General features: G+C 59.7%; 26 protein-coding genes and 1 pseudogene. 14 read left to right on the top strand and 13 right to left on the bottom strand.

Annotated elements, in window-relative coordinates:
* Positions 1-780: an exodeoxyribonuclease III gene (locus tag PspS34_RS27620; protein WP_003229491.1), complete on the bottom strand. Its 780-nt coding sequence runs from the start codon at positions 778-780 to the stop codon at positions 1-3.
* Between the two features lie 81 nt (positions 781-861).
* Here PspS34_RS27620 and pyrE point away from each other — a divergent pair, with 81 nt between their 5' ends.
* Positions 862-1,506 carry an orotate phosphoribosyltransferase gene (gene pyrE, locus PspS34_RS27615; protein WP_034147724.1) on the top strand — a complete coding sequence of 215 codons (645 nt, stop codon included), beginning with the start codon at positions 862-864 and terminating at the stop codon, positions 1,504-1,506.
* 133 nt (positions 1,507-1,639) lie between these two features.
* Here the strand turns inward: pyrE and PspS34_RS27610 are convergent, their stop codons facing one another.
* From PspS34_RS27610 to coaBC, 7 genes and pseudogenes are all read right to left on the bottom strand, one after another.
* Positions 1,640-2,023 carry a hypothetical protein gene (locus tag PspS34_RS27610; protein WP_154860887.1) on the bottom strand — a complete coding sequence of 128 codons (384 nt, stop codon included), beginning with the start codon at positions 2,021-2,023 and terminating at the stop codon, positions 1,640-1,642.
* The gene (locus PspS34_RS27605) at positions 2,010-2,582 is read right to left on the bottom strand and encodes a hypothetical protein (RefSeq protein WP_057712743.1); all 573 of its coding nucleotides are present in this window, start codon (positions 2,580-2,582) and stop codon (positions 2,010-2,012) included. Before PspS34_RS27605 ends, PspS34_RS27610 begins: the two co-directional genes overlap by 14 nt.
* Before the next feature lie 18 nt (positions 2,583-2,600).
* The gene (locus PspS34_RS27600) at positions 2,601-2,861 is read right to left on the bottom strand and encodes a hypothetical protein (protein WP_057712744.1); all 261 of its coding nucleotides are present in this window, start codon (positions 2,859-2,861) and stop codon (positions 2,601-2,603) included.
* 190 nt (positions 2,862-3,051) lie between these two features.
* Positions 3,052-3,957, bottom strand: a complete 906-nt coding sequence (gene argB, locus PspS34_RS27595; protein WP_053163877.1) for an acetylglutamate kinase — start codon at positions 3,955-3,957, stop codon at positions 3,052-3,054.
* Positions 3,958-3,974: 17 nt separating this feature from the next.
* A pseudogene (locus tag PspS34_RS27590) lies at positions 3,975-5,378 on the bottom strand (phosphomannomutase/phosphoglucomutase); the annotation flags it as partial.
* A 239-nt stretch (positions 5,379-5,617) separates the two neighbouring features.
* Positions 5,618-6,073, bottom strand: coding sequence for a dUTP diphosphatase (dut, locus tag PspS34_RS27585; RefSeq protein WP_007975171.1), 456 nt, complete (start codon positions 6,071-6,073; stop codon positions 5,618-5,620).
* Positions 6,074-6,078: 5 nt separating this feature from the next.
* Positions 6,079-7,287: a bifunctional phosphopantothenoylcysteine decarboxylase/phosphopantothenate--cysteine ligase CoaBC gene (gene coaBC, locus PspS34_RS27580; RefSeq protein ID WP_090452162.1), complete on the bottom strand. Its 1,209-nt coding sequence runs from the start codon at positions 7,285-7,287 to the stop codon at positions 6,079-6,081.
* 135 nt (positions 7,288-7,422) lie between these two features.
* Between coaBC and radC the strand changes: the two genes are divergently transcribed.
* Complete coding sequence (radC, locus tag PspS34_RS27575; protein ID WP_057712747.1) at positions 7,423-8,097, top strand: DNA repair protein RadC; 675 nt, start codon at positions 7,423-7,425, stop codon at positions 8,095-8,097.
* 135 nt (positions 8,098-8,232) lie between these two features.
* On the opposite strand, the gene PspS34_RS27570 is transcribed toward radC, so the two are convergent.
* A complete protein-coding gene (locus tag PspS34_RS27570; protein WP_150815264.1) occupies positions 8,233-9,819 on the bottom strand; it encodes an ABC transporter substrate-binding protein in 1,587 nt (528 codons plus the stop codon).
* A gap of 446 nt (positions 9,820-10,265) precedes the next feature.
* On the opposite strand from PspS34_RS27570, the gene rpmB reads away from it, so the two are divergent.
* The gene (gene rpmB / locus PspS34_RS27565) at positions 10,266-10,499 is read left to right on the top strand and encodes a 50S ribosomal protein L28 (protein ID WP_007975166.1); all 234 of its coding nucleotides are present in this window, start codon (positions 10,266-10,268) and stop codon (positions 10,497-10,499) included.
* Between the two features lie 11 nt (positions 10,500-10,510).
* On the top strand, positions 10,511-10,666 hold the full coding sequence (gene rpmG / locus PspS34_RS27560; RefSeq protein ID WP_003177274.1) for a 50S ribosomal protein L33: 156 nt from the start codon (positions 10,511-10,513) through the stop codon (positions 10,664-10,666).
* 209 nt (positions 10,667-10,875) lie between these two features.
* Here the strand turns inward: rpmG and PspS34_RS27555 are convergent, their stop codons facing one another.
* Positions 10,876-11,238: a cupin domain-containing protein gene (locus PspS34_RS27555; RefSeq protein WP_057395874.1), complete on the bottom strand. Its 363-nt coding sequence runs from the start codon at positions 11,236-11,238 to the stop codon at positions 10,876-10,878.
* A 224-nt stretch (positions 11,239-11,462) separates the two neighbouring features.
* On the opposite strand from PspS34_RS27555, the gene PspS34_RS27550 reads away from it, so the two are divergent.
* Entirely contained in the window at positions 11,463-12,956 is a 1,494-nt protein-coding gene (locus PspS34_RS27550; RefSeq protein WP_154860889.1) for an aldehyde dehydrogenase, read from the top strand.
* 186 nt (positions 12,957-13,142) lie between these two features.
* Positions 13,143-14,285 (top strand): MFS transporter, encoded by a 1,143-nt coding sequence (locus PspS34_RS27545; protein WP_154860890.1) that lies wholly within the window; start codon positions 13,143-13,145, stop codon positions 14,283-14,285.
* Positions 14,286-14,426: 141 nt separating this feature from the next.
* Here PspS34_RS27545 and PspS34_RS27540 read toward each other — a convergent pair whose 3' ends face one another.
* Positions 14,427-15,860 (bottom strand): PLP-dependent aminotransferase family protein, encoded by a 1,434-nt coding sequence (locus PspS34_RS27540; protein ID WP_154860891.1) that lies wholly within the window; start codon positions 15,858-15,860, stop codon positions 14,427-14,429.
* A gap of 179 nt (positions 15,861-16,039) precedes the next feature.
* Between PspS34_RS27540 and PspS34_RS27535 the strand changes: the two genes are divergently transcribed.
* Positions 16,040-16,285: a DUF1127 domain-containing protein gene (locus PspS34_RS27535; RefSeq protein WP_150815259.1), complete on the top strand. Its 246-nt coding sequence runs from the start codon at positions 16,040-16,042 to the stop codon at positions 16,283-16,285.
* A gap of 143 nt (positions 16,286-16,428) precedes the next feature.
* Here the strand turns inward: PspS34_RS27535 and PspS34_RS27530 are convergent, their stop codons facing one another.
* Entirely contained in the window at positions 16,429-17,736 is a 1,308-nt protein-coding gene (locus PspS34_RS27530; RefSeq protein WP_154860892.1) for an FAD-binding oxidoreductase, read from the bottom strand.
* 147 nt (positions 17,737-17,883) lie between these two features.
* Here PspS34_RS27530 and PspS34_RS27525 point away from each other — a divergent pair, with 147 nt between their 5' ends.
* Entirely contained in the window at positions 17,884-18,237 is a 354-nt protein-coding gene (locus tag PspS34_RS27525; protein ID WP_057398678.1) for a YkgJ family cysteine cluster protein, read from the top strand.
* A 138-nt stretch (positions 18,238-18,375) separates the two neighbouring features.
* Here PspS34_RS27525 and PspS34_RS27520 read toward each other — a convergent pair whose 3' ends face one another.
* Positions 18,376-18,864 (bottom strand): Lrp/AsnC ligand binding domain-containing protein, encoded by a 489-nt coding sequence (locus PspS34_RS27520; protein ID WP_007975155.1) that lies wholly within the window; start codon positions 18,862-18,864, stop codon positions 18,376-18,378.
* A gap of 157 nt (positions 18,865-19,021) precedes the next feature.
* On the opposite strand from PspS34_RS27520, the gene dadA reads away from it, so the two are divergent.
* The 6 genes from dadA to PspS34_RS27490 all read left to right on the top strand — a co-directional run bounded on the left by dadA (position 19,022) and on the right by PspS34_RS27490 (position 25,300).
* The gene (gene dadA / locus PspS34_RS27515; RefSeq protein ID WP_057716537.1) at positions 19,022-20,326 is read left to right on the top strand and encodes a D-amino acid dehydrogenase; all 1,305 of its coding nucleotides are present in this window, start codon (positions 19,022-19,024) and stop codon (positions 20,324-20,326) included.
* Positions 20,298-20,651: a RidA family protein gene (locus tag PspS34_RS27510; RefSeq protein WP_090452150.1), complete on the top strand. Its 354-nt coding sequence runs from the start codon at positions 20,298-20,300 to the stop codon at positions 20,649-20,651. The genes dadA and PspS34_RS27510 overlap by 29 nt, the downstream gene beginning before the upstream one ends.
* Before the next feature lie 99 nt (positions 20,652-20,750).
* On the top strand, positions 20,751-21,824 hold the full coding sequence (gene alr / locus PspS34_RS27505; RefSeq protein WP_154860893.1) for an alanine racemase: 1,074 nt from the start codon (positions 20,751-20,753) through the stop codon (positions 21,822-21,824).
* A 128-nt stretch (positions 21,825-21,952) separates the two neighbouring features.
* Positions 21,953-22,501, top strand: a complete 549-nt coding sequence (locus tag PspS34_RS27500) for a cupin domain-containing protein (RefSeq protein WP_008023455.1) — start codon at positions 21,953-21,955, stop codon at positions 22,499-22,501.
* A gap of 182 nt (positions 22,502-22,683) precedes the next feature.
* Entirely contained in the window at positions 22,684-23,106 is a 423-nt protein-coding gene (locus PspS34_RS27495; RefSeq protein WP_154861057.1) for a c-type cytochrome, read from the top strand.
* Positions 23,107-23,377: 271 nt separating this feature from the next.
* Complete coding sequence (locus tag PspS34_RS27490; RefSeq protein ID WP_154860894.1) at positions 23,378-25,300, top strand: acetyl-CoA hydrolase/transferase C-terminal domain-containing protein; 1,923 nt, start codon at positions 23,378-23,380, stop codon at positions 25,298-25,300.
* Positions 25,301-25,429 lie beyond the last annotated feature (129 nt).

Below are 25,429 nucleotides of genomic sequence, written 5' to 3'. Positions count from 1 at the left end.
TTAGATCGTCAGCGTCCAGTCGTAGTCCACGATCAGCGGCGCGTGCTGCGAGAACCGCGGCTGGCGTGGCAGGCGTGCGCTGCGTACGAAGCGGCGCAGGCCCGGGGTCAGCAGTTGATAGTCGAAGCGCCAACCGAGGTTGAGCATCTCCGCCTGTTCGTTGTCCGGCCACCAGCTGTACTGGTCGCCTTCCCGGCTGACTTCCCGCAGGGCGTCGACATAACCCATGTTGCCGACAATCTCGTCCATCCAGGCACGTTCAGGTGCCAGGAAGCCCGGAGATTGCTGGCTGTCGCGCCAGTTCTTGATGTCGAGCTTCTGCTGCGCCACGTACAGCGAGCCACAATAAATGTACTCGCGGCGTTTGCGCCGCTGCTTGTCCAGGTACTTGCCGAAGTCGTCCATGAGCTTGAACTTCTGGTTCAAATCCTCATCGCCGTTCATCCCCGAAGGAAGCAGCAAGGTGGCAATACTGACTTTGTCGAAATCTGCTTGCAGGTAGCGCCCGTAGCGGTCGGCCGTCTCGAAACCGAGACCGCTGATGACAGCCTTCGGTTGCAGCCGCGAATACAAAGCCACGCCACCTTGGGCGGGGACTTCAGCATCGCAGGCATAAAGGAAGTAGCCATCCAGTTGGAAGGCTGGGTCATCCAGTTCAAAGGCGGAGGCACGGGTGTCCTGCAGGCAGATGACGTCGGCATTCTGTGCTTGCAGCCAACTGAGCAAACCACGCTCGACTGCAGCCTGAATACCATTGACGTTCACACTGATGATCCGCATAAATGGCCCCAAAAATCGCGTGCGTGTATGATACACGGCGTCAAGCTAATTAGCTAAATCCGTGGTATTTGGGGTTTTTTCATGCAAGCGTATCAGCGCGATTTCATCCGTTTTGCCATCGATCGCGGCGTTTTGCGCTTCGGTGAGTTCACCCTGAAGTCCGGGCGCACCAGTCCTTACTTCTTCAATGCCGGCCTGTTCAACTCGGGTTCGGCCCTGGCGCAGCTGGGTCGTTTCTACGCCGCCGCCATTGCCGAGAGCGGCATTTCGTTCGACGTGCTGTTTGGCCCTGCCTACAAAGGCATTCCGCTGGCGGCGACTACCGCCGTGGCCCTGGCCGAGCATCACAACCGTGACTTGCCATGGTGCTTCAACCGCAAGGAAGCCAAGGCCCACGGCGAAGGCGGCAGCCTGGTTGGCGCACCGCTGACCGGTGAAGTGCTGATCATCGACGACGTGATCACCGCCGGCACCGCCATCCGTGAAGTGATGCAGATCATCGCCTCCCAGGACGGCGCCAAGGCCGCTGGCGTGCTGATCGCCCTGAACCGTCAGGAGCGTGGCAACGGTGAGTTGTCGGCGATCCAGGAAGTCGAGCGTGACTTCGGCATCCCGGTCATCAGCATCGTTTCGCTGAACCAGGTGCTGGAATTCCTGGCGGACGATCCGCAGCTCAAGCAGCATCTGCCAGCTGTGGAAGCCTACCGCGCCCAGTTCGGCGTTTAATACGCCGACCCTGTAGGAGCGAGCCTGCTCGCGATGGACGTCCCAACAACGCGGGTTGTCAGGCACCCCCGCGTTATCGTTGACGTTTTTCGCGAGCGTGCTCGCTCCTACAACGGTCTTTTTGTTTGTGCTGTCAGTGCAGTCTTCGCCATTTTCCTATCAGTTTTAGTGCCAATCCCAGATTGAATAGCGCGAACACCAGCAGTGCCACGACGACTAGAACGTAAAGCGTGCGGTCCACATCGAAATCCCACAGATCCAGTCTGCTGCCACGCATGATTCGAGCGGCGGCCGGCAGGTTGACGTAAAAAGGTGCTGTGAAGGCGCAGGTCAGGGGCAGGGCGCAACCGAGCAGAACGCCTGAAACCTTCTCTCGGCTACGTTTTCTGGCCAGTGGGCCTGGTTGTTTTTCATCCAGTTCCAACGCTTCATGCAATTTTGGCCATGCCAGGTTGAACATGAAGGTGGTCAGGGTCAGCAGCAAACCACTGACCGCGACGATGTCACTGAACGGCATTCAGGCCCAGTGTCCGGCACAGCAGCGCGTGGGAATCCTCGCTGATTTCGAACTGCCCGGCACTGCCTTTGCGTTTGATGATGGGTTTGAAAGTCGGCTCGTTCTGGGTGATCAGCATGTTCAGTTCATCGCGGATGACGTCCGAGCTGATCACCACCAGATACACGGTCTGCGCGTGCTCCGCAGACTCGATCACGGCTCGCATGCTGTGCTGCAGGATCTCGTCCAATTGATTGCGGAAGCGTGAAACCGTGTTTTTCAGCAAGGTTTTGCTTTGGCTCTGAGTCAGCTGGAAAATCGTCGATATCTGCGATTCGGTTGGCAGGGTCTGCCCGAAGTAGCTTTGAATCAGATACAGCAAACGGTCCTGTTTTGCTTCATCGGCCCGGCTCGGCATGCCGCCCTCAACCAGCATTTTCAAGTATTCAGTCAGGCTCGCCTTGGCTATACGCTGTAAGGCATGAGCAATTTCCGTGTCGGAAATCTTCAGGGTTTTCTTGACCGGTTCCTTCTGCTCCTGCTCGAAAGCCTGGGCGTCGATAGTGAACGAGATCTGCATGGCTCAGTGCCTCCGTGGCTATTTTTTGCTCGCAGGGCTGGTTGTCTCGGCCTTTTTGTTCTCGACGGATTTGTCGGTTTTTTCCGGATACGGGTCATTCGGGGCGTCGCCCTGGCCGGTCAATACTTTCCAGGCTTTGCGCGTGTGAGGGGTCTTTTTGAAATCAGGGCAGGGTGGCATTGATGTTTGCGACGGGCCTGAATACTCAAATCCGCAGTCTACGCAGGCGTAGGTGCCTGCTGAAATGTCACTGCCGTATGGAACATGGTCTTTTTGCATGGGTAGATCTCCTGTGGATGCAGGGAAAATCCTATGCAGATTGATTCCTTAATGATGTCGGACGTTTCGTTATCTGAAGTGAGGCATTTCCTGCACGCATAAAAAAGATCGCAGACTTCGTCAGCACCTACGGAAAATTCATACTTCCGTAGGTGCCGCTGAAGGTTGCGATCTTTATGACGTTCTTGAATCAGTGACGCTTGCGATTGCTGATCAGGGTGCCCACGCCGGTATCGGTGAAAATTTCCAGCAGGATCGCGTTCGGCACGCGACCGTCGATGATCAGCGAGCTGCCCACGCCGCCCTGGACCGCTTCCAGTGCGCAACGGATCTTCGGCAGCATGCCGCCATAGATGGTGCCATCGGCGATCAGGTCGTCGACTTGCTGGGTTGTCAGGCCGGTCAGGACCGTGCCCGACTTGTCCATCAGGCCGGCGATGTTGGTCAGCAGCATCAACTTCTCGGCTTTCAATGCCTCGGCGACTTTACCGGCCACCAGGTCAGCGTTGATGTTGTACGACTCGCCGTTGGCGCCGACGCCGATGGGCGCGATCACCGGGATGAAATCGCCCTTGACTAACAGGTTCAGCAGGTCGGTATTGATGCCGACTACTTCGCCCACGTGGCCGATGTCGATGATTTCCGGGGTGGTCATTTCCGGCGTCTGACGGGTAACGGTGAGCTTCTTCGCGCGAATCAGCTCGGCGTCTTTACCGGTCAGGCCGATGGCGCTGCCGCCATGACGGTTGATCAGGTTGACGATGTCCTTGTTGACCTGGCCGCCGAGGACCATTTCCACCACGTCCATGGTCGCGGCGTCGGTGACGCGCATGCCGTCGACGAAATGGCTCTCGATCGACAGGCGCTTGAGCAGGTCACCGATTTGCGGGCCGCCACCGTGAACCACCACCGGGTTGATGCCCACGGCCTTCATCAGCACGATGTCGCGGGCGAAGCCGGTTTTCAGCTCCTCGCTTTCCATCGCGTTGCCGCCGTATTTGATCACCAGTGTCTTGCCGACATAACGGCGGATGTAAGGCAGCGCTTCGGACAGGACCTTGGCGGTGTTGGCGGCGGCTTCGCGTTCGAGGGTCATTCAGGGCTCCGGGTGAATCAGAACGGTAGTTGGAGATCAGGTGCAACACGCTTCAACTGGGCGTGGAAAACGTCCTTGATGCGCTGCAATTCAGCCTCGTCATCGGCCTCGAAACGCAGCACCAGCACCGGTGTGGTGTTGGATGCGCGTACCAGGCCCCAGCCTTTGGCATAGTCGACTCGCACGCCGTCAATGGTGGTCAGGTCGGCGCCTTCGCCCCACTGCGCGTCGTGCAATGCATCAATGATGCTGAATTTGCTCTCTTCGGTCACATGGATATTGATTTCCGGCGTAGAAATATCGTTCGGGAAGGTCGCGAACAACTCTTCGGCCGAGGATTTTTCCTTGCTGAGGATCTCCAGCAACCGCGCGGCGCTGTAAATGCCGTCGTCGAAACCGAACCAGCGCTCCTTGAAGAAGATGTGCCCGCTCATTTCGCCAGCCAGCAGGGCGCCGGATTGTTTCATTTTCTTTTTGATCAACGAGTGACCGGTCTTCCACATTAGCGATCGGCCGCCGTATTCCTTGATCAGCGGGATCAGGCGGCGGGTGCATTTGACGTCGAAGATGATTTCGGCGCCCGGGTTGCGTGCCACGACGTCGCGGGCGAACAGCATCAGCAGGCGGTCCGGGTAGACGATGCTGCCGGTATTGGTCACCACACCGACGCGGTCGCCATCGCCGTCGAAGGCCAGGCCGATGTCAGCGTTGGTTTCCTTGACCTTGGCGATCAGGTCCACGAGGTTTTCAGGCTTGCCCGGGTCCGGGTGGTGGTTCGGGAAGTTGCCGTCCACTTCGCAGAACAGCGGGATGACTTCGCAGTTCAGCGCTTCGATCAGTTGCGGAGCGATCACACCGGCCGCGCCGTTACCGCAATCGACGACCACTTTCAGGCGACGGGCCAGCTTGATGTCCTGGACGATTTCGGTGGTGTAGCGGTCGAGGATCTCGACCTGGGTGATGCTGCCCTGGCCGCTGCTCAGGTTGTTGGTCTTGAGGCGGTCGTGCAGGGCCTGGATCTGTTCGTTGGCCAGGGTGTCACCGGCGATGACGATCTTGAAACCGTTGTAGTTCGACGGGTTGTGGCTGCCGGTGAGCATCACGCCGGATTTGCCGGCCAGTACGTTGGCGGCGTAGTAAAGCGCCGGAGTCGGGACCAGGCCGACATCACTGACGTGGCAGCCGCTGTCGGCGATGCCTTTGATCAGTTGCGCGACCAGCTCCGGGCCGGACAAACGGCCATCGCGGCCGACGGACACGTTTGGCTCGCCCTGGGCCAGGCTTTGGGAGCCGACGGCGCGGCCGATCCAGTAAGCGGTTTCGGCGTTCAGGAATTCCGGGACGGTGCCGCGGATGTCGTAGGCGCGGAAGATGCTGTCAGGGAACTTGGGTGCGATTTTGGCCGGGGTGTTCATCTGTGGAAATGCTCCATCTCGAAAGTGGCTGGACAGGCCGCCGATTCATTCGGTGGCAGGTTCAAACTGAAAGGTATGACGGCGTTTTCCACAGAGAGTTCGTGGTGTGAAAGGGCCATGACGCCCCTGACGACAAGGGTTTGACCGGGCAATGCCTTGATTTTCGGAGCTAAACCTTGCAGATGACAATTTGAATTTTGTGGCGAGGGAGTCAGATCCCCCGCAACAAGAAGAGCAAGACCGGATCAGCGGGTGCCGGTATGGCCGAAGCCGCCGGTGCCGCGCTCGGTTTCAACAAACTCTTCAACCATCTCGAAGTGAGCCTGCACCACCGGTACCAGCACCAGCTGCGCCAGGCGCTCACCAACCGGCATGGTGAACTCGGTCTGGCCACGGTTCCAGCAGGAAACCATCAATGGGCCTTGGTAGTCGGAGTCGATCAGCCCCACCAGGTTGCCCAGCACGATGCCGTGCTTATGGCCCATCCCCGAGCGCGGCAGAATCAGCGCCGCCAGGTTCGGGTCGCCGATATAGACCGAAAGGCCGGTGGGGATCAGCACGGTTTCACCCGGCTTGATTACGGTGTCCTGTTCCAGCATGGCGCGCAGGTCGAGGCCGGCGGAGCCCGGTGTGGCGTATTGCGGCAGCGGGAATTCGGTACCGATGCGGGGGTCGAGAATCTTGGCTTGCAAAGCGTGCATGTAAATTAAACCTGGTTCAGACGTTCGGCGATAAAAGTGATCAGCTGGCGAGCAATCTTGCTCTTGCTGGTCTGGGCGAAAAGTGTGGCGTGAAGCTCACGGTCGATGACGCTGCAGGCGTTTTCTTCGCTGTTGAAGCCAATGCTCGGGTTGGCGACGTCGTTGGCGACGATCAGATCGAGGTTCTTGTCTTTCAACTTGCGTGCAGCGTAATCGAGCAGGTGTTCGGTCTCGGCGGCGAAACCGACGCTGAACGGGCGGTCGGGGCGGGTGGCGATGGTGGCCAGGATGTCCGGGTTACGCACCATCTGTAGCAACAAGCCGTCGCCGTTCGTAGGATCTTTCTTGAGTTTCTGCGGGGCGACGACTTCCGGACGGTAATCCGCGACCGCTGCCGAGGCGATGAACAGGTCGCAAGGGATCGCCGCTTCGCAGGCAGCCAGCATGTCGCGGGCGCTGACCACGTCGATGCGGTTGACGCGATCCGGAGTCGGCAGGTGCACGGGACCGGTGATCAGGGTCACGCGGGCACCGGCCTCCACAGCGGCTTCGGCCAGGGCAAAGCCCATTTTTCCGGAGCTGTGGTTGGTGATGTAGCGCACCGGGTCGATGTTTTCCTGGGTCGGGCCGGCCGTAATCAGCACGTGTTTGCCGGTCAGTGCCTGACGCTGGAAGCAGTCGGCGGCGCACTGGGCCAGTTCAAGGGCTTCGAGCATGCGCCCCAGGCCGACGTCGCCGCAGGCCTGGCTGCCGGAAGCCGGGCCGAAAACCTTGATGTCGCGGCTTTCGAGGGTTTGCAGGTTGGCCTGGGTCGCCGGATCGCGCCACATCGCCTGGTTCATTGCCGGCGCGACGGCGACCACTGCGTCGGTGGCCAGCACCAGCGTGGTCAGCAGATCGTCGGCGATGCCTTGGGCCAGGCGGGCGATCAGGTCCGCCGTGGCGGGGGCGATCAGCACCAGATCGGCCCATTTGGCCAGTTCGATGTGGCCCATGGCCGCCTCGGCCGCCGGGTCCAGCAGGTCCAGATGGACCGGGTGCCCGGACAGGGCCTGCATGGTCAACGGGGTGATGAACTCTGCGCCGCCACGGGTCATGACCACGCGCACTTCGGCGCCCTGATCGATCAGGCGGCGAACCAGGTCGGCGCTCTTGTAGGCAGCGATACCGCCGCCGACGCCCAGAACAATGCGTTTCCGATACAGCCGCTGCATAGGCCTGCCTTTCAATTCGTTGGTGACATACGTGGCGAAACCCCCTCCCCAGGGTGAATTCGCCCGCAAAAAAGATGGGCTACGATATCACAGCGACCGCTACGGAACAGCGGTGCCCACAGACAGGGAGGTGCTATGAGTATTCGCGATTGGCCGGCGGCGGAACGGCCGCGGGAGAGGTTGCTTGAGCGGGGCGCGGGAAGCCTTTCGGATGCCGAATTGCTGGCGATCTTTTTACGCACGGGCGTGGTGGGTAAAAGTGCAGTAGATCTGGCGCGACACCTGTTGAATCAGTTTGGCAGCCTGCGTTTGTTGCTTGAAGCCGATCAGGAAGCGTTCAGCAAGCAGTTGGGACTTGGGCCGGCGAAATTTGCGCAGTTACAGGCTGCGCAAGAAATGAGCAGGCGTCATCTGGCCGAGCGTGCGCGCCATAAATCGGCACTGGAGAGTCCGCACGCGGTTCGCGAGTATCTGAAATCGATGCTGCGCCACGAGCCACACGAGGTGTTTGGTTGCCTGTTTCTCGATTCCAGGCATCAGGTACTGGCGTTCGAGACGCTGTTCCGCGGCTCCATCGACAACACCAGCGTTCATCCGCGAGAGGTGGTCAAGCGCGCCCTGGCCAACAACGCAGCGGCATTGATCCTCTGTCACAACCATCCTTCGGGCAACACCGACCCAAGTCAGTCCGACCGGGTGCTGACCAAGCGCCTGCAAAAGGCGCTGGAGTTGATTGACGTGCGGGTGCTCGACCATTTCATCATCGGCGATGGCGACCCGTTGTCGATGGCGGAGTATGGCTGGATGTAGGCAGGATGTGAGAAGCACGCTTTCCATGTGGGAGCGAGCTTGCTCGCGATGGCGTCGGCACATTCAGCATTGATGTTGCCTGAAAGTCCGCTATCGCGAGCAAGCTCGCTCCCACAGGTTTTGTGTTGTGTCAGATTATTTGAGGTTGACCTTGGAGTAATCCTGCCGGCCGAACGGACTGACCGAATACCCCTCGACATCCTTGCGCGTCAGCGCGAAGGCTGTCGGGTGAGCCAGTGGTAGCCACAGCGCTTGCTGCTGGATCTGAGCCTGGGCCTGTTCGTAGAGTTTGCTACGCACACCTTGCTCACCGGTGGTCTTGCCGGCGCTGATCAGCTTGTCCAGGTCCTGATTGCAGTAGCGGGCGAAGTTGGTGCCGGACTTGACCGCCGCGCAGGAAAACTGCGGCGTGAGGAAGTTGTCCGGGTCACCGTTGTCACCGGCCCAGCCCATGAACAGCAAGTCGTGCTCACCGGCCTTGGCGCGGCGGATCAGTTCGCCCCATTCGATCACGCGGATTTCGGCCTGAATGCCGATTTCGGCGAGGTCAGACTGCAGCAGTTGGGCGCCAAGGCTTGGATTGGGGTTAAGCAGGCTGCCGGAAGGGCGGGTCCAGATCGTGGTCTGGAAGCCGTCCTTGAGTCCGGCCTTGGCCATCAAGCCCTTGGCCTTGGCGATGTCGTGAGGGTAACCCGGCAGACCTTTCGCGTAGCTCCAGGTGTTGGGCGGATACGGACCGTTGGCCGCCTCGGCAGTGTCTTCGAACACGGCTTTGACATAGTTGGCCTTGTCGAAGGCAAGGTTGATGGCCTGGCGGACTTCAGGCTTGTCCAGTGGCGGATGCTGACTGTTGATGCCGACGAATGCGGTCATGAACGCGTCAGTCTTTTCGACTTTCAGCGTCGGCTCTTTCAGCGCTTCCTGTACGTCCAGAGGCTTGGGCGACAGGGCGATCTGGCATTCGTTGCGGCGCAATTTCTGCAGGCGCACGTTGGCGTCCGGGGTGATGGCAAAGATCAGCGGATCTACAGAGGGTTTGCCACCGAAGTAGTCGGGGTTGGCTTTGTAGCGAACCGAGGCGTCCTTCTGGAAGCGAGTGAAAACGAACGGCCCTGTGCCGATCGGCTGGCTGTTGAGCTTCTCGGGTGTGCCGGCCTTCATCAGTTTGTCGGCGTATTCGGCCGAATAGATCGAGGCGAAGCCCATGCTCAGGGTCGCCAGGAAGGTCGAGTCCGGGTGGTCGAGGGTGAAACGCACGGTCTGGGGATCGAGGGCGTCGATCTTCTTGATCAGTGCAGGCAACTGCATCGATTGCGCATGCGGGAAGCCGCTCTGGGCGACTTTGTGCCACGCATTGGCCGGATCGAGCATGCGGTCGAAGCTGAAAATCACGTCCTCAGCGCTCAGGTCACGCGTCGGGGTGAAGTACTCGGTGCGATGGAATTTCACCTGCGGGTGCAACTTGAACACGTAGATCAGGCCATCGGGGCTGACTTCCCAGCTGTCGGCGAGGCTGGCGACCACCTTGCCACTGGCTGTGTCAAAGTCCACCAGGCGATTCATCAACACATCGGCCGAGGCATTGGTGGTGGTCAGCGAGTTGTACTGCACCACGTCGAACCCTTCAGGGCTGGCCTCGGTGCAGACGCTCAGGGCGGCGGCAAATGCCTGTGGGCTCAGCAGAAGCGGGGCGAGCAACAGCGGTAGGGCAGCAAGGCGCATGGTCGGCTTCCTATACAGGTCGAAGGCCCATCTGCAAGTGCAGTCTGGAAAAGGCCTACCCTAGTGGGCTCTTTTGCAAATGACTATCCCCTTTTTCATTTTAAGGGGACTATAGGCGACTGATTTTGCTGTGCAGCGGTTGAGCAAACCCCTTGGATGGCTCGCTGAACGATTTTCTGCGACGAGCGGTCGCCATCGACGATAGCCTTTGTCCAAGGCGCTCGGAGCCAGAAAAACGGGGTTTTTGTGAATTCAACGCACACTGAATGTTGTTGCTCTCTAGTCTTTCTGGTATAAAGCAGCGCTCTTTTCTAGGGGCCCGGTTCCTTCACTGTAGGTGTAGCCGGTAAGACCTCTAAAGAAACGCGGCGCCTGGCGCCAAATGACTGAGAGATTAAGCGGCCAACCCATGCCGGGTTGGGCATGTGGTTTTAGAGGGCTGAGGCATGTCTAGAGTCTGTCAAGTTACCGGTAAGGGTCCGGTGACTGGGAATAACATTTCCCACGCAAACAACAAAACCCGTCGTCGTTTCCTGCCGAACCTGCAGCATCACCGCTTCTGGGTTGAAGAAGAGAAACGTTTTGTGCGTCTGCGCGTATCTGCCAAAGGCATGCGTATCATCGACAAGCGTGGCATCACTGTCGTGCTGGCCGAACTTCGCCGCGATGGCAAGGTTTAAGGGAGCTAATCATGCGTGAATTGATTCGTTTGATTTCGAGCGCCGGTACTGGTCACTTCTACACTACCGACAAGAACAAGCGTACTACTCCGGACAAAATCGAGATCAAGAAATATGATCCGGTTGTTCGCAAGCACGTGATCTACAAAGAAGGCAAAATCAAGTAATTGATTTTTCCCTCTTACGAAAAAGGCCCGTATCGCGAGATACGGGCCTTTTTTGTTGCCTGTGGGTTATGCAGTGCCTGTCAGGGCCCTTTCGCGAGCAAGCCCGCTCCCACACTTGATTGTCGCCGGACACAAATGTGGTGTTCACTGAAGCTCGAATGTGGGAGCGGGCTTGCTCGCGAAGGGGCCAGCCCTGACAACGCAAGTCTTCAAGCCTTCTGTTCAAACGCCACATAGATCTTGCGGCATGGCTCCAGCACTTCCCAGGTGCCGCGAAAGCCTGCCGGGATCACGAAGCGATCACCCACACGCAGCGTCTTGGCGTTGCCGTCGAGGTCACGTATCACGGAAACTCCCTGCACGATTTCGCAGTATTCGTGCTCGGTGAAGTTTACCGTCCACTGGCCGACAGCCCCTTCCCACACGCCGGCGTTCAATTGGCCGCAAGGGCTGTTGTAGTGGTTGTACACCACTTGCTCAGGATCACCCTTCAGTACTTTGGTCGGATCCGGGCGATAGCGTTCGGCGGCAGTGGTGGCCTGGCTGAAGTCGACGATATTCTGGATGCTCATTGTTGTATTCCCCCGTCATTGCGTTGGTGTTGCCAAAGTCTATGTTTATTAAAATGAACATCGCAAGGCCGTTTGCCGGCGTTATGTCAAATATATTGAAACTTCATGGGCGGCTGGTTTAGGGTGGTGGATGCCTTGGGCCGAAAAGCAGGCTGGCCGGGCAGAATTCCTGACAGCGCCCGCGAAGAACGCGGGTGTCGTATCAATAAGAGGAGGACACTCGCATGACCACCCTGACCCGTGCCGACTGGGAACAACGTGCCCGCGACCTGAAAATCGAAGGTCGCGCCTATATCAATGGCGAATACACCGACGCCGTTTCCGGCGAGACATTCGAGTGCGTCAGCCCGGTCGATGGCCGTCTGCTCGGCAAGATTGCCAGTTGTGACGCCGCCGATGCCCAGCGCGCCGTGGAAAACGCTCGCGCCACGTTCAATTCCGGTGTCTGGTCGCGTCTGGCGCCGACCAAACGCAAGTCCACCATGATCCGTTTTGCCGGCCTGCTCAAACAGCACGCCGAAGAGCTGGCCCTGCTTGAAACCCTGGACATGGGCAAGCCGATCAGCGATTCCCTGTACATCGACGTTCCCGGCGCGGCGCAAGCCTTGAGCTGGAGCGGCGAAGCCATCGACAAGATCTACGACGAAGTGGCAGCCACTCCGCACGATCAGTTGGGCCTTGTGACCCGTGAGCCGGTGGGTGTTGTGGGCGCCATCGTGCCGTGGAACTTCCCGCTGATGATGGCGTGCTGGAAACTCGGTCCTGCGCTGTCCACCGGTAACTCGGTGATCCTCAAGCCGTCCGAAAAATCCCCGCTGACCGCCATCCGCATCGCTGAACTGGCTGTCGAAGCCGGCATCCCGAAAGGCGTGCTGAACGTGCTGCCGGGTTACGGTCACACCGTCGGCAAGGCCTTGGCCCTGCACAACGACGTCGACACCCTGGTATTCACCGGCTCGACCAAAATCGCCAAGCAATTGCTGATCTACTCCGGCGAGTCGAACATGAAGCGAGTCTGGCTCGAAGCCGGCGGCAAGAGCCCGAATATCGTGTTCGCCGATGCGCCGAATCTGCAGGATGCTGCCGAAGCCGCTGCTGGTGCCATCGCCTTCAACCAGGGCGAAGTCTGCACCGCCGGTTCGCGCCTGCTGGTGGAGCGTTCGATCAAGGATAAATTCCTGCCGCTGGTGATCGAGGCGCTGAAGGCCTGGAAGCCGGGCAATCCGCTGGATCCGGCGACCAATGTTGGCGCGCTGGTCGATACCCAGCAGATGAACACCGTACTGTCCTACATCGAGTCCGGTCATGCCGACGGCGCCAAGCTGGTGGCCGGTGGCAAGCGTACGCTCCAGGAAACTGGCGGCACTTACGTTGAGCCGACGATTTTCGATGGCGTAAGCAACGCGATGAAAATCGCCCAGGAAGAAATCTTCGGCCCGGTACTGTCGGTCATCGCATTCGACAGCGTCGAAGAAGCCATCGCGATCGCCAACGACACACCGTACGGCCTGGCTGCTGCGGTCTGGACGGCCGACATTTCCAAGGCCCACCTCACCGCCCGCGCACTGCGTGCCGGTAGTGTGTGGGTCAACCAGTACGATGGCGGCGACATGACCGCTCCGTTCGGTGGCTTCAAGCAGTCCGGCAACGGTCGCGACAAGTCCCTGCACGCGTTCGACAAATACACCGAGCTGAAGGCGACCTGGATCAAGTTGTAAGCCGTTAAGGGAGGTCTGTTGTAGAGCAGGCCTCCCGAACGACACAGATCCCTTGTGGGAGCGAGCTTGCTCACGATAGCGGTGTAACAGTCGACTTCAATGTTGAATGTTGCTCCGTCATCGCGAGCAAGCTCGCTCCCACAATGTTTTGTGTTGTACATAAAAATATCCACAGGAGCGTGGAACATGCGTTGGGCGACTTATTTCGCCGTTTTGGCATCTGTCCTGAGTGTCGGCCTGGCCCTGGGTGTCAGCATGCCGCTGGTGTCGTTTCGCCTGGAAAGCTGGGGCTACGGCTCGTTTGCCATTGGCGTGATGGCCGCGATGCCAGCCATCGGCGTCCTGCTGGGGGCGAAAATCTCCAGCCATCTGGCGGCGCGATTCGGCACGGCCAATTTGATGCGCCTGTGCCTGTGGGCCGGGGCGGTTTCGATCGGTTTGCTGGCGCTGTTGCCGAGCTATCCGATCTGGTTGGTGTTGCGGCTGATGATCGGGGTGATCCTGACCCTTGTATTCATCATCGGTGAAAGCTGGATCAACCAACTGGTGGTCGAGCAATGGCGCGGGCGGCTGGTGGCGCTGTATGGCAGCAGCTACGCATTGAGTCAGCTGGCGGGGCCGGTGTTGTTGGGCTTCCTCGGTACCGAGCATGACTATGGCTTTTGGGTGGGCGTCGGCTTGCTGATGGGGGCTCCGTTCCTGTTGCTGGGCCGCAGTGGCGCGCCGAGCAGTGAAGCCAGCAGCGTGACCCTGCGTGATTTGCTTGAGTTTTGTCGTGGCCTGCCGGCGATTGCCTGGGCGGTGTCGCTGTTCGCCGCGTTCGAGGCGATGATTTTGACGCTGTTGCCGGTTTACTGCCTGCGCCAGGGCTTCACCACGGAGATTGCTCTGGCGATGGTCAGTACGGTGGTCGTCGGCGATGCGGTGCTGCAATTGCCGATTGGTGCGTTGGCTGATCGTTTGTCGCGACGGGCGTTGTTCACCGGCTGCGCAGTCGTCTTGCTGGTGTCGAGCCTGGCGATTCCGATGCTGATCGACACGCTGCTTATCTGGCCGCTGTGGGTCTTGTTTGGCGCCAGTGCCGGTGGCTTGTTCACCTTGTCACTGATCCTGATCGGCGAGCGTTATCGCGACGATGCACTGGTGCGGGCCAACGCGCATATTGCACAGCTGTGGGGGATTGGTTGTCTGATCGGGCCGCTGCTGGCGGGTGCCGGCAGTCAGTGGATCAACGGCCATGCGTTGCCGTTGCTGATGGCAGTGGGGGCCTTGGGCGTGCTGATTGTGGTGTCGCGGCAAGGGGCGTTTGGCGCCGCTCAGCCAGCCTGATTAGCATCGCAGGACTGTGGCGGTCGAGTCTTACAACATCGTCCCCAGCCAACCGAATTGCTCAGCCAGGCATTGAAGCGCCGCCACCAACTCCGTTTGGCGGCGCAGATAGGCATATGTACGCTGATTCCCGAAGAAGGCTCAGTCGCTGAGCTGATCGTTTTCCGCCAGCAGTCTGATCGCTGTCGTACCGACCTTGCGTACTGCGTCTTCGATCTGCGGTGTTGGCTTGGCAGCGTAGTTCATGCGCAGGCAATTGCGGTACTTGCCCGAGGCGGAAAAAATACTGCCCACGGCAATCTGTACGCCCTGGTCGTGCAATGCACGATTCAGTTTCAGGGTGTCGAAACCTTCCGGTAGTTCGACCCACAGCATGAAGCTGCCCTGTGGGCGACTGGCGCGGGTGCCGGTCGGGAAGTAGCGGGTCACCCAATCAATCATCATGTCGCGATTGCGCTGGTATTGCGTACGCATCCGCCGCAAATGCGGTTCAAAGTGGCCACCTTTCAGGAATTCGGCGATGGCGATCTGTGGTTGTGGCGCGGTGGATCCGGTGCTGATGTATTTCATGTGCAGTACCCGTTCCAGATAGCGACCGGGCGCGACCCAGCCGATGCGCAGGCCGGGTGCCAGGGTCTTGGAAAACGAACTGCACAACAGGACGCGACCGTCCTCGTCGAAGGACTTGATCGTGCGCGGACGCGGGTAGGTGTAGGCGAGCTCGCCATACACATCGTCCTCGATGATCGCCACGTCATAGCGCTGCGCAAGCGTCAACAACGCGCGTTTGCGCGACTCCGGCATGATGTAGCCCAACGGGTTGTTGCAGTTGGGGGTCAACTGTATGACCTTGATCGGCCACTGTTCCAGGGCCAGTTCCAGCGCTTCGAGGCTGATGCCGGTCAGTGGATCGGTGGGGATTTCCAGGGCCTTCATGCCCAGGCCCTTGAGGGTCTGCATCGCGCCGTGAAAGCTCGGCGAGTCCACCGCGACAATGTCCCCCGGCTCGCAAATCGCGCGAACGCTGGTGGACAGCGCTTCATGGCATCCAGTGGTGACCACCAGCTCGCTGGCGCTCAACTGGCAGCCGGAGTCGAGCATCAGGCGAGCGATCTGTTCGCGCAGTTCGAGGTTGCCATGGATATTGTCGTAATACAGGCCGGGCATGTCCTGCCGCCGGCTGATTCGCGCCAGGTCACGCAGCAGCGGTTTCATGGTCGCACTGGTGATGTCCGGCATGCCGCGACCCAGTTGCACCACGTCTTTGCGCGGAACGGCGCGAATCAACTCCAGCACTTGATCCCATTGGGAAATGTCCACCGGCCGTTGGGCCGGGCGGCCGACTGCCGGCAAATCCGGCAGTTCGCGGCTGGCCGGGACGAAGTACCCGGACTTGGGCCGAGGCATGGCCAGCCCGCTGTCCTCCAGCACCCGATAGGCCTGCTGCACTGTGCTCAGGCTGACGCCGTGCTCGACGCTCAGTGCCCGAACCGAAGGCAGCCGGTCACCGGGGCGATAGAAGCCCTGCTCGATACGTGTGCCGAGCAATTCGGCGAGGTTGACGTAAAGGGTCATGGTGCAGCCTCGATAAGGGTGATTTGGTTAACCAGTACAGATCGGGCAAAAAATCGGGATTCAGTGGCGGAATCGGCAAAACTGTATGGAGTTAATACAGCTGTTTTGAATCTGTAATGCTTTTGCGCGCCCACGCATCATGGAACCTCTGGCTACCCAAGTAAACAGGAGCATCCAAGATGAACGGTTTGAGCGATGTGCGGCTGACGTTACACAGTCAGGAGCTGGCGACCGGGCAGAACAACGGCACGCGGGAGGGGGGCATGGGCAATGCGTCGTCCGACCTTAGTCGCTGGGATCGGTTCTGGCGTCGCCTGCACACGCGCAAGGCGTTGCTGGCCCTGACGGCTGACCAGCTCAAGGACGTCGGGCTGACACGGGAGCAGGCGCGAGAGGAGGGGCTGAAGCCTTTCTGGCGGATCTGAGTTTTGCGGTGTTCTTCAGGGCCTCATCGCGAGCAAGCTCGCTCCCACAAGGAACGGTGGTGAACACAAATTTTGTGAACACTGCCAAACACTGTGGGAGCGAGCTTGCTCGCGATGGCGTCGGTACAGGCCCAGCTAAACCTTCAGACCAACTCTTTAAACCGATGCCACAACATCCCCAATGCCAGCAACGGTGAACGCAAATGCTTGCCACCCGGGAATGTGATGTGCGGCACCTTGGCAAACAGATCGAAGCCGCCGCTGTGCTGGCCGCTGATGGCTTCGGCCAACAGCTTGCCGGCCAGGTGTGTGGCGTTCACGCCATGACCGGAATAGGCCTGGGCGTAATACACATTCGGCTGGTCCTTGAGTCGCCCGATCTGCGGCAGGCGGTTGGCGCCGATACCGATCATGCCGCCCCATTGGTAATCGATCTTCACTGCACTCAGTTGCGGGAAGACCTCCAGCATTTTCGGACGCATGTACGCAGCGATGTCTTTGGGGTCGCGGCCGGAGTAATGGCAGGCACCACCAAACAGCAGGCGCCGGTCCGCCGAGAGCCGGTAGTAGTCCAGCGCCACGCGCTGGTCACAGACTGCCATGTTCTGCGGCAGCAGGGCGTGGGCCTGTTCTTCGCTCAGTGGTTCGGTGGCGATGATGTAGCTGCCGGCGGGCAGGACTTTGCCGCTGAGTTCCGGGTTGAGGTCATTGAGGTAGGCATTGCAACCCAGTACCAGGGTCTTGGCGCGCACCGAGCCCTCGGCGGCATGGACCTTGACCTCTGTGCCATAGTCGATGCGGGTCACGGCCGAGTGCTCGAATAACTGGACCCCCAGTCGTTGTGCCGCGGATGCTTCGCCCAAGGCCAGGTTCAGTGGATGCAGGTGCCCCGAGCCCATGTCGATCAGGCCGCCGACGTAACGCGTGGAGCCGACCACGGTGTGCATCTCGTTGGCTTGCAGCAAACGGGTCTCGTAGCGATAACCGAGGCTGCGCAGCTCTTCTGCATCCTCGGCGAAACCTTCAAGGTCACGGGGCTTGTTGGCGAGGTCGCAATATCCCCAGGTCAGGTCGCAGGGGATCTGGAAGTGCTCGACCCGTTGCCGGACGATTTCCACGGCTTCCAGGCCCATGAGTTTCATTTGCCGAACACCTTCGACACCGATGATGTTGGTGAACTGATCGAGGCCGTGGCCGACGCCGCGAATCAGTTGCCCGCCATTTCGACCGCTGGCGCCCCAGCCGATTCTATGGGCTTCAAGCAACACTACGCTGAGGCCGCGTTCGGCCAGCTCAAGCGCCGTGTTCAACCCGGAAAACCCACCGCCCACCACACAGACATCGGCCAGCACTTCGCCTTTGAGCGCCGGAAGTTCGGGCTGCGGCAGGCTGCTGGCAGCGTAGTAGGAGGCGATGTGGTCCGGAGCAGGCTGCTGAGCACGAGGGTTCATGTGCGTGATCCTGGTGTTGATGTTTAGAAAACTTGACGGAGCATAAGCCGGACCTTCCCGGACGGGCAACATTGGTCGGCTGCTGCTGTCTGGATCGGGGCTTTTGCGTCAGAATCGCGCTCTATTCCGCTATTGGTCACCGCTTCAATGAGCTGCAACAGCCAGACAATCCGCACATTGCGACAGCAGATTCCCTCGTTCGAGTGCGTTCCCGGCTGCCATGACTGCTGCGGCCCGGTGACCACCTCGCCGGAAGAAATGTCACGCCTGCCGCGCAAGACCCGCGCCGAGCAGGATGCCGCCATGGAAGAACTCAACTGTGTGCACCTGGGGCCCAATGGTTGCACGGTGTATGACGAGCGGCCGCTGATCTGCCGGTTGTTCGGCACCACCAAGACCCTGCCGTGCCCCAATGGGCGGGGGCCAGTGGAGCTGATTCATCCGCGGGTGGAGAAGCAGGTGTTCGAGTACATGGCCTCGAACCGGCAGGTGTTGGTTTAAGAGAGACCGAGTCGCCTGCATTCGCGAGCAAGCCCGCTCCCACATTCGATCTTCAGTGAACACAGAGTTTGTGTTTGACACTGATCCACTGTGGGAGCGGGCTTGCTCGCGAAAGCGGCCGAATAGACACCGCAATACTCAATCCGGAATCGGCAGAGTCAGGCTCTCTTTCACCTCTTCCATCACGATGTAACTCTTGGACTCGCGCACATGGGGCAGCTTGAGCAGGATGTCGCCCAGTAATTTGCGGTACGAGGCCATCTCGGAAATCCGCGCCTTCACCAGGTAGTCGAAATCCCCTGACACCAGGTGGCACTCCAGCACATGGGGCAATTTCAGCACCGCACGCCGGAACTCTTCGAAAGTATCGCCGGATTTGTAGTCCAGGCTGATCTCGACGAACACCAGCAGACTACCCTTCAGATGCTGCGGATTGAGCCTGGCGTTGTAGCCCATGATGATCCCTTCGCGCTCCAGACGCCGGACCCGCTCGGTACAGGGCGTGGTCGAGAGCCCGACCTTTTCCCCAAGCTCGGTAAAGGAAATCCGCCCGTCCGCTTGCAGGATCCGCAGGATGTTGCGGTCGATCTTGTCCAGCTCACGTTTGGTCTGAGTGTTGGTACGCATAGGGGATGCGCCTCCGTGAAAAGGGTTTTTGCCGAGAATTGTCGCCAAATATAGGCGCTTATATAGTGAAATGCACTGGCAAATCTTTTTTACACTGCGCACATCTGAAGCTCTGAATAACAAACGTCAGCGGTTAGCCGCGATGAGGGATATGAAAATGCGCGTCATGGTCTTGGGTAGCGGCGTCATCGGTACCACCAGTGCTTATTATCTGGCCCGTGCCGGGTTTGAAGTGGTGGTTGTGGACCGGCAGCCGGCCGCTGCCATGGAGACCAGTTTCGCCAATGCCGGGCAGGTCTCGCCGGGTTATGCCTCGCCGTGGGCCGCGCCGGGCGTGCCTCTCAAGGCCATCAAGTGGCTGTTGCAGCGCCACGCGCCGCTGGCGATCAAGGCCACGGCCGACATCGACCAGTACCTGTGGATGGCACAGATGCTGCGCAATTGCACTGCCAGCCGTTACGCGGTGAACAAGGAGCGCATGGTCCGTCTGTCCGAGTACAGCCGTGACTGCCTCGATGAACTGCGTGCCGAAACCGGCATTGCCTACGAAGGCCGTAGCCTTGGTACGACCCAACTGTTCCGCACCCAGGCTCAACTGGACGGCGCCGCGAAAGATATCGCCGTGCTGAAAGAGTCCGGCGTGCCGTTCGAATTGCTCGACCGCGAAGGCATTGCCCGCGTTGAGCCGGCCTTGGCCAGCGTCACCGATATCCTCGCCGGTGCCCTGCGCCTGCCGAACGACCAAACCGGCGACTGCCAGATGTTCACCACCAAGCTCGCCGAGATGGCCGCGAACCTCGGTGTGCAATTCCGTTTCGGCCAGGACATTCAGCGCCTCGACTTCGCCGGTGACCGCATCAACGGCGTATGGATCGACGGCAAGCTGGAAACCGCCGACCGCTACGTGCTGGCCCTCGGCAGCTACTCGCCGCAACTGCTCAAACCACTGGGGATCAAGGCGCCGGTGTACCCGCTCAAGGGCTACTCCCTGACCGTGCCGATCACCAACCCGGCAATGGCCCCGACTTCGACCATTCTCGACGAGACCTACAAGGTCGCGATCACCCGTTTCGACAACCGCATCCGCGTTGGCGGCATGGCGGAGATCGCCGGTTTTGACCTGTCGCTGAATCCGCGCCGGCGCGAAACCCTGGAGATGATCGTCAACGACCTTTATCCTCAGGGCGGCAATCTGGCCGAAGCGAGCTTCTGGACCGGCCTGCGTCCGACCACTCCAGATGGCACGCCAATCGTAGGCGCCACACCGTTCAAGAACCTGTTCCTGAACACCGGTCACGGCACGCTGGGCTGGACCATGGCCTGTGGCTCCGGTCGCTTGCTGGCGGACCTGATGGCCAAGAGAAAGCCGCAGATCAGCGCCGAAGGCCTCGATATTTCCCGTTATGGCAACAAAACCCAGGAGTCTGCTAAGCATGTCAGTCCAGCGCCAGCTCACCAATGAGCGCATGAGTCAGATCGTCACCCATAACGGCACGGTTTACCTGGCCGGACAGGTGGGCGACGACATGAACGCCGGGATTGAACAGCAGACCCGCGAAACACTGGCCAACATCGAGCGGTTGCTCGATCTGGCCGGCACCGACAAGCACAATCTGCTGTCGGTGACGATTTACCTGAAGGACATCGACGCGCATTTCGAAGGCATGAACGCGGTGTGGGACAAGTGGTTGCCAAAAGGCGTCGCTCCCGCCCGAGCCACCGTTGAATCGAAATTGTGCGAACCGGAAATCCTGGTCGAGTTGTCGGTTGTCGCCGCTCTGCCATAAGCCTGTCAGAAAAGATCCCTCTCCCGGTGCTGTTGGTGGTTAACGCTGTCAGCCAGCACCGGTTTTTCTTCCCGATAACCCGACCAGAAGTCTGCCGCCATGCGTCCTGCCCGTGCCCTGATCGACCTTCAAGCCCTGCGTCACAACTACCGGATCGCCCGTGAACTCACGGGGGCTCGTGCCCTCGCGGTGATCAAGGCCGATGCCTATGGCCATGGCGCGGTGCGTTGCGCCCAGGCGCTGGAAGCCGAGGCGGACGGGTTTGCCGTGGCCTGCATCGAAGAGGCGTTGGAGCTGCGGGCGGCGGGCATTCGTGCGCCGGTCCTGCTGTTGGAAGGCTTTTTCGAAGCCGACGAGCTGGCGCTGATCGTCGAGCATGATTTCTGGTGCGTGGTGCATTCGCTGTGGCAGCTCGAAGCCATCGAGAAAGCAGCGTTGAGCAAGCCGATCACCGTGTGGCTGAAGCTCGATTCGGGTATGCATCGCGTGGGGCTGCACCCGGCGGATTATCAGGCGGCCTATCAACGGCTGCTGGCCAGCGGCAAGGTCGCAAAAGTGGTACTGATGAGCCACTTTGCGCGTGCCGACGAACTGCACGAACAGGCCAGCGCGGAGCAGGTGGCGGTATTTGAAGCGGCGCGCAAGGGCTTGTCCGCCGAGGTCAGCCTGCGCAACTCGCCGGCGGTGCTCGGTTGGCCGCAGATACCGAGTGACTGGGTGCGCCCAGGCATCATGCTGTATGGCGCCACGCCCTTCGAAGAAGCCAACGAAGTAGCATCGCGGCTGCAACCGGTCATGACCCTGGAATCGAAGGTGATCAGTGTGCGCGAGTTGCCGGCTGGCGAGCCCGTCGGTTACGGCGCCAAATTCATCACCCCCAAACCGATGCGTATTGGCGTGGTGGCCATGGGTTACGCCGACGGCTACCCACGTCTGGCACCAACCGGCACCCCCGTGCTGGTTGCCGGGCAGCGCAGCCAGTTGATCGGCCGGGTATCGATGGACATGCTCTGCATCGACCTGACCGATGTACCGCAGGCCGGTCTCGGTTCGACCGTCGAGTTGTGGGGCAAGAACATTCTCGCCAGTGATGTGGCCATGGCTGCCGGCACGATTCCTTACCAGATCTTCTGCAACCTGCGCCGAGTGCCACTGCTCTATTCCGGGGCTTAGTGAGCAGGGCTCCAGACCGGAAGTCGCCTCGCTGAGCAGGATTCAGGTCAAGGTGTTGTAAATACTGAACGCTGTCGCCATGATAACGCTCACTATTCCAACATTTCTGAATCCTGGAGGCGCTAGCTTTGGACGTCGGTGAACGACTGCAATCCATCCGTAGGCTCAAAGGCCTTTCCCAGCGTGAACTCGCCAAACGGGCGGGGGTCACCAACAGCACGATTTCGATGATCGAAAAGAACAGCGTGAGCCCTTCGATCAGTTCGCTGCGTAAAGTGCTGGGCGGGATTCCCATGTCCATGGTCGAGTTCTTTTCCGAAGAAATCCTGCAGGAAAAACCGACTCAGATCGTCTACAAGGCCAATGAGCTGATCGACATTTCCGATGGCGCAGTGACCATGAAATTGGTCGGCCGGGCGCACCCGAGCCGGGCCATCGCATTCCTCAATGAAATCTATCCGCCAGGCGCCGACACCGGTGACGAGATGCTCACCCATGAGGGCGAGGAAACCGGCATCCTGGTCGAAGGAAAACTGGAACTGGTGGTCGGTCTCGAAACTTTTGTCCTCGAAGCCGGCGATAGCTACTACTTTGAAAGTACCAAGCCACACCGTTTCCGTAATCCGTTCGATGTGCCAGCGCGACTAATCAGCGCAGCCACACCAGCGAATTTCTAAGAAAAGAGGCGTCCTGCCAGCATCGCAGAGGCGCCCGGGCTGTTTTTCCGTCGCGGCCTAAGACCCCTCCGACTTTGGGGTTGTTTCAGTGCGGCGGGCTTACCGCTATACTTGCGCCCGCCTGCGAACCGTGGCCGTAGGCGTGACTAGCCACCATTGAGGGTGAACGCGTGAACCTAATTATGAAAATGCTGGCTGCACCAGCAACCGTATTGGCCCTATGGGCTGTCAGTGTCAGCGCTCAGGCTGCGACCAACGACAATATTGCCAAACGCCTTGAGCCAGTCGGCCAGGTTTGTGTTCAGGGTAAAGAGTGCAAGGGCATGGAAGTGGCCGCTTCCGCTGGCGGCGGTGGTGGAGCGAAAACCCCGGATGAAGTGATTGCAAAACATTGCAACGCTTGCCACGGTTCAGGCCTGTTGGGCGCGCCGAAAATCGGTGATGCCGCCGCTTGGGGCGAGCGTGCCAAGAAAGAAGGTGGTGTTGACGGCTTGCTCGCCAAGGCGATCTCCGGCATCAACGCGATGCCGCCAAAAGGCACCTGCGCCGATTGTGCAGACGCCGAGCTCAAAGGCGCCATCCAGAAGATGTCCGGCCTGAAATAAGGCGCCGCATCGTTCGCAAAAAACCGTCCCAGGACGGTTTTTTTGTGCCTGCAATTCCGCGCTGACCCTTGTAGGAGCGAGCTCGCTCGCGATGGTCGTCAACGATAACGCTGGAAACCTGGCACCCCGCGGTGCTCTCAGGTTCTTCGCGAGCGAGCTCGCTCCTACAAGGTTTTTGTGGCAGTCGATTGGCATTAACGGGCTGTTCATTGCAGCGAATCCCCGGCAAGCTCGGTCCAACCCCACGTCATGGAATGTAAGGGAGGACCTGATGGTGCAGCTGTGTTCAATCGAGCAAGCGGTCGATGACGTGTTGGCGAGATTGCCGACGCATATTCACATGGGCTTGCCTCTGGGGTTGGGCAAACCCAATCACTTCGTCAACGCGCTGTATCGACGAATCGCACAGTTGCCCGAGCGACGACTGACGATCTACACCGCGTTGTGTCTGGGGCGTCCACCCTTGGGCGATGGTTTGCAAAAGCGATTTCTAGAACCCTTTGTCGAACGTGTGTTCGGCGATTATCCGGAGCTGGAGTTTCTCGCCGACCTGCGTCGCGAGGGTTTACCGGGCAACATCCACATCCAGCAGTTCTTCATGCAGCCTGGCAGCCTGCTCAACAGTGCTACGGCGCAACAGGATTACGTCAGCAGCAACTACAGCCATGCGGCCCGGGACATCAACGCCGCCGGGTTGAACCTGGTGGCGCAACTGGTGGCCAGCCATGCCGAGCATCCCGACCGCTTGAGCCTCAGTTGCAACCCGGACATCACCCTCGACCTATTGCCGATGATCGCCAAGCGCCGCGCCGCCGGAGAAACCATCCTGATGGTCGGCCAAGTACACAACGATCTGCCTTACATGCCCGGCGATGCGGAACTGGGCATCGACACCTTTGACCTGCTGATCGATGAGAAGGACAACACCACGCTGTTTTCCACGCCAAACATGCCGGTGGGCTTTCAGGACCATTTCATCGGCCTGCACGCCAGCACTCTGGTGCGTGACGGCGGCACCTTGCAGATCGGCATCGGTTCCATGGGTGATGCGCTGACGGCGGCGCTGCTGGCGCGGCAAGCCGACAACGACGGATACAGGGCTTTGCTGGCAGACGTAAACCTCAGCCACTGGGCGCAACTGATCGAGCGCGAAGGCGGCATCGAGCCCTTCGCCAAAGGCCTGTATGGCTGCAGCGAAATGTTCGTCAACGGCTTGTTGGTGCTGGCCGATGCCGGGATCGTGCGGCGCAAGGTTTATCCGGACGCGGCGACCCAACAGCAGGCGAATGCCGGCACCCTCGACGAGGCTGCGCAAACCGATGGCATCTCGGTGCACGGCGGATTCTTCCTTGGGCCGCGCAGCTACTATGAACGCCTGCGTGAGTTGCCGCAGAGCAAGCGGCTTGAATTCAACATGACCCGCATCAGCTACATCAACGAGCTCTACGGCCAGGAAGAACTCAAGCGCTTGCAGCGCCTGGATGCGAGGTTCATCAACACCGCGTTCACCGTGACCTTGCTCGGTTCCGCGGTGGCGGATCAGCTCGAAGACGGACGTGTGCTCAGCGGCGTAGGCGGGCAATACAACTTCGTGGTGCAGGGGCATGCGTTGCAAGGCGCGCGTTCGGTGTTGCTGCTGCGCAGCTGGCGTGAGTCTGGAGGCGACGTCAACTCGAACATCGTCTGGGAGTATGGTCACTGCACGATTCCGCGGCATCTGCGGGACATCGTGGTCACCGAGTACGGCATCGCCGACCTGCGGGGCAAGACCGATGCGGCGGTGATTGAAGCGCTGTTAAATATCAGCGACTCACGTTTCCAGTCGGGGCTGATCGCGCAGGCACAGAAAGTCGGCAAACTGCCCAAGGACTTCCGTCTCGATCCGCGCTTTACCGATAACAGCCCGCAGCGTTTGCAGGAGATTCAGGCGCGGCATCCGCAGCTATTTCCAGAGTACCCACTGGGTTGTGATTTCACCGAGGTCGAGCGGGATGTGTTGCGGGCGCTGAACTGGCTCAAGAGCAAGTTCAAGCTGAGCGAGGTGCTGGAGTTGGGCAAGGCAGCGCTGGATGCGCCGGAGCCTGCGTTGTTTCCAGAGCATCTGGAGCGGATGCAATTGACCGATCCGGAAGGCCTCAAGGAAGATTTGTTTCAGCGGCTGTTGCTCACGGGCCTGAAAGCCACTGCGCAATAACAGCCAACACAAAACAAATGTGGGAGCGGGCTTGCTCGCGAAAGCGATGTGTCAGTCGACATCAACTTTGACTGACACACCGCTTTCGCGAGCAAGCCCGCTCCCACACTGGTTTTGCGGTGTGGCGGA

This window comes from Pseudomonas sp. S34 (assembly GCF_009866745.1).
GTDB classification, from domain to species: Bacteria; Pseudomonadota; Gammaproteobacteria; order Pseudomonadales; family Pseudomonadaceae; genus Aquipseudomonas; species Aquipseudomonas jessenii.
Note: the sequence above shows the minus strand (reverse complement) of the source record. Positions and strands in the feature narration are given on the sequence as shown.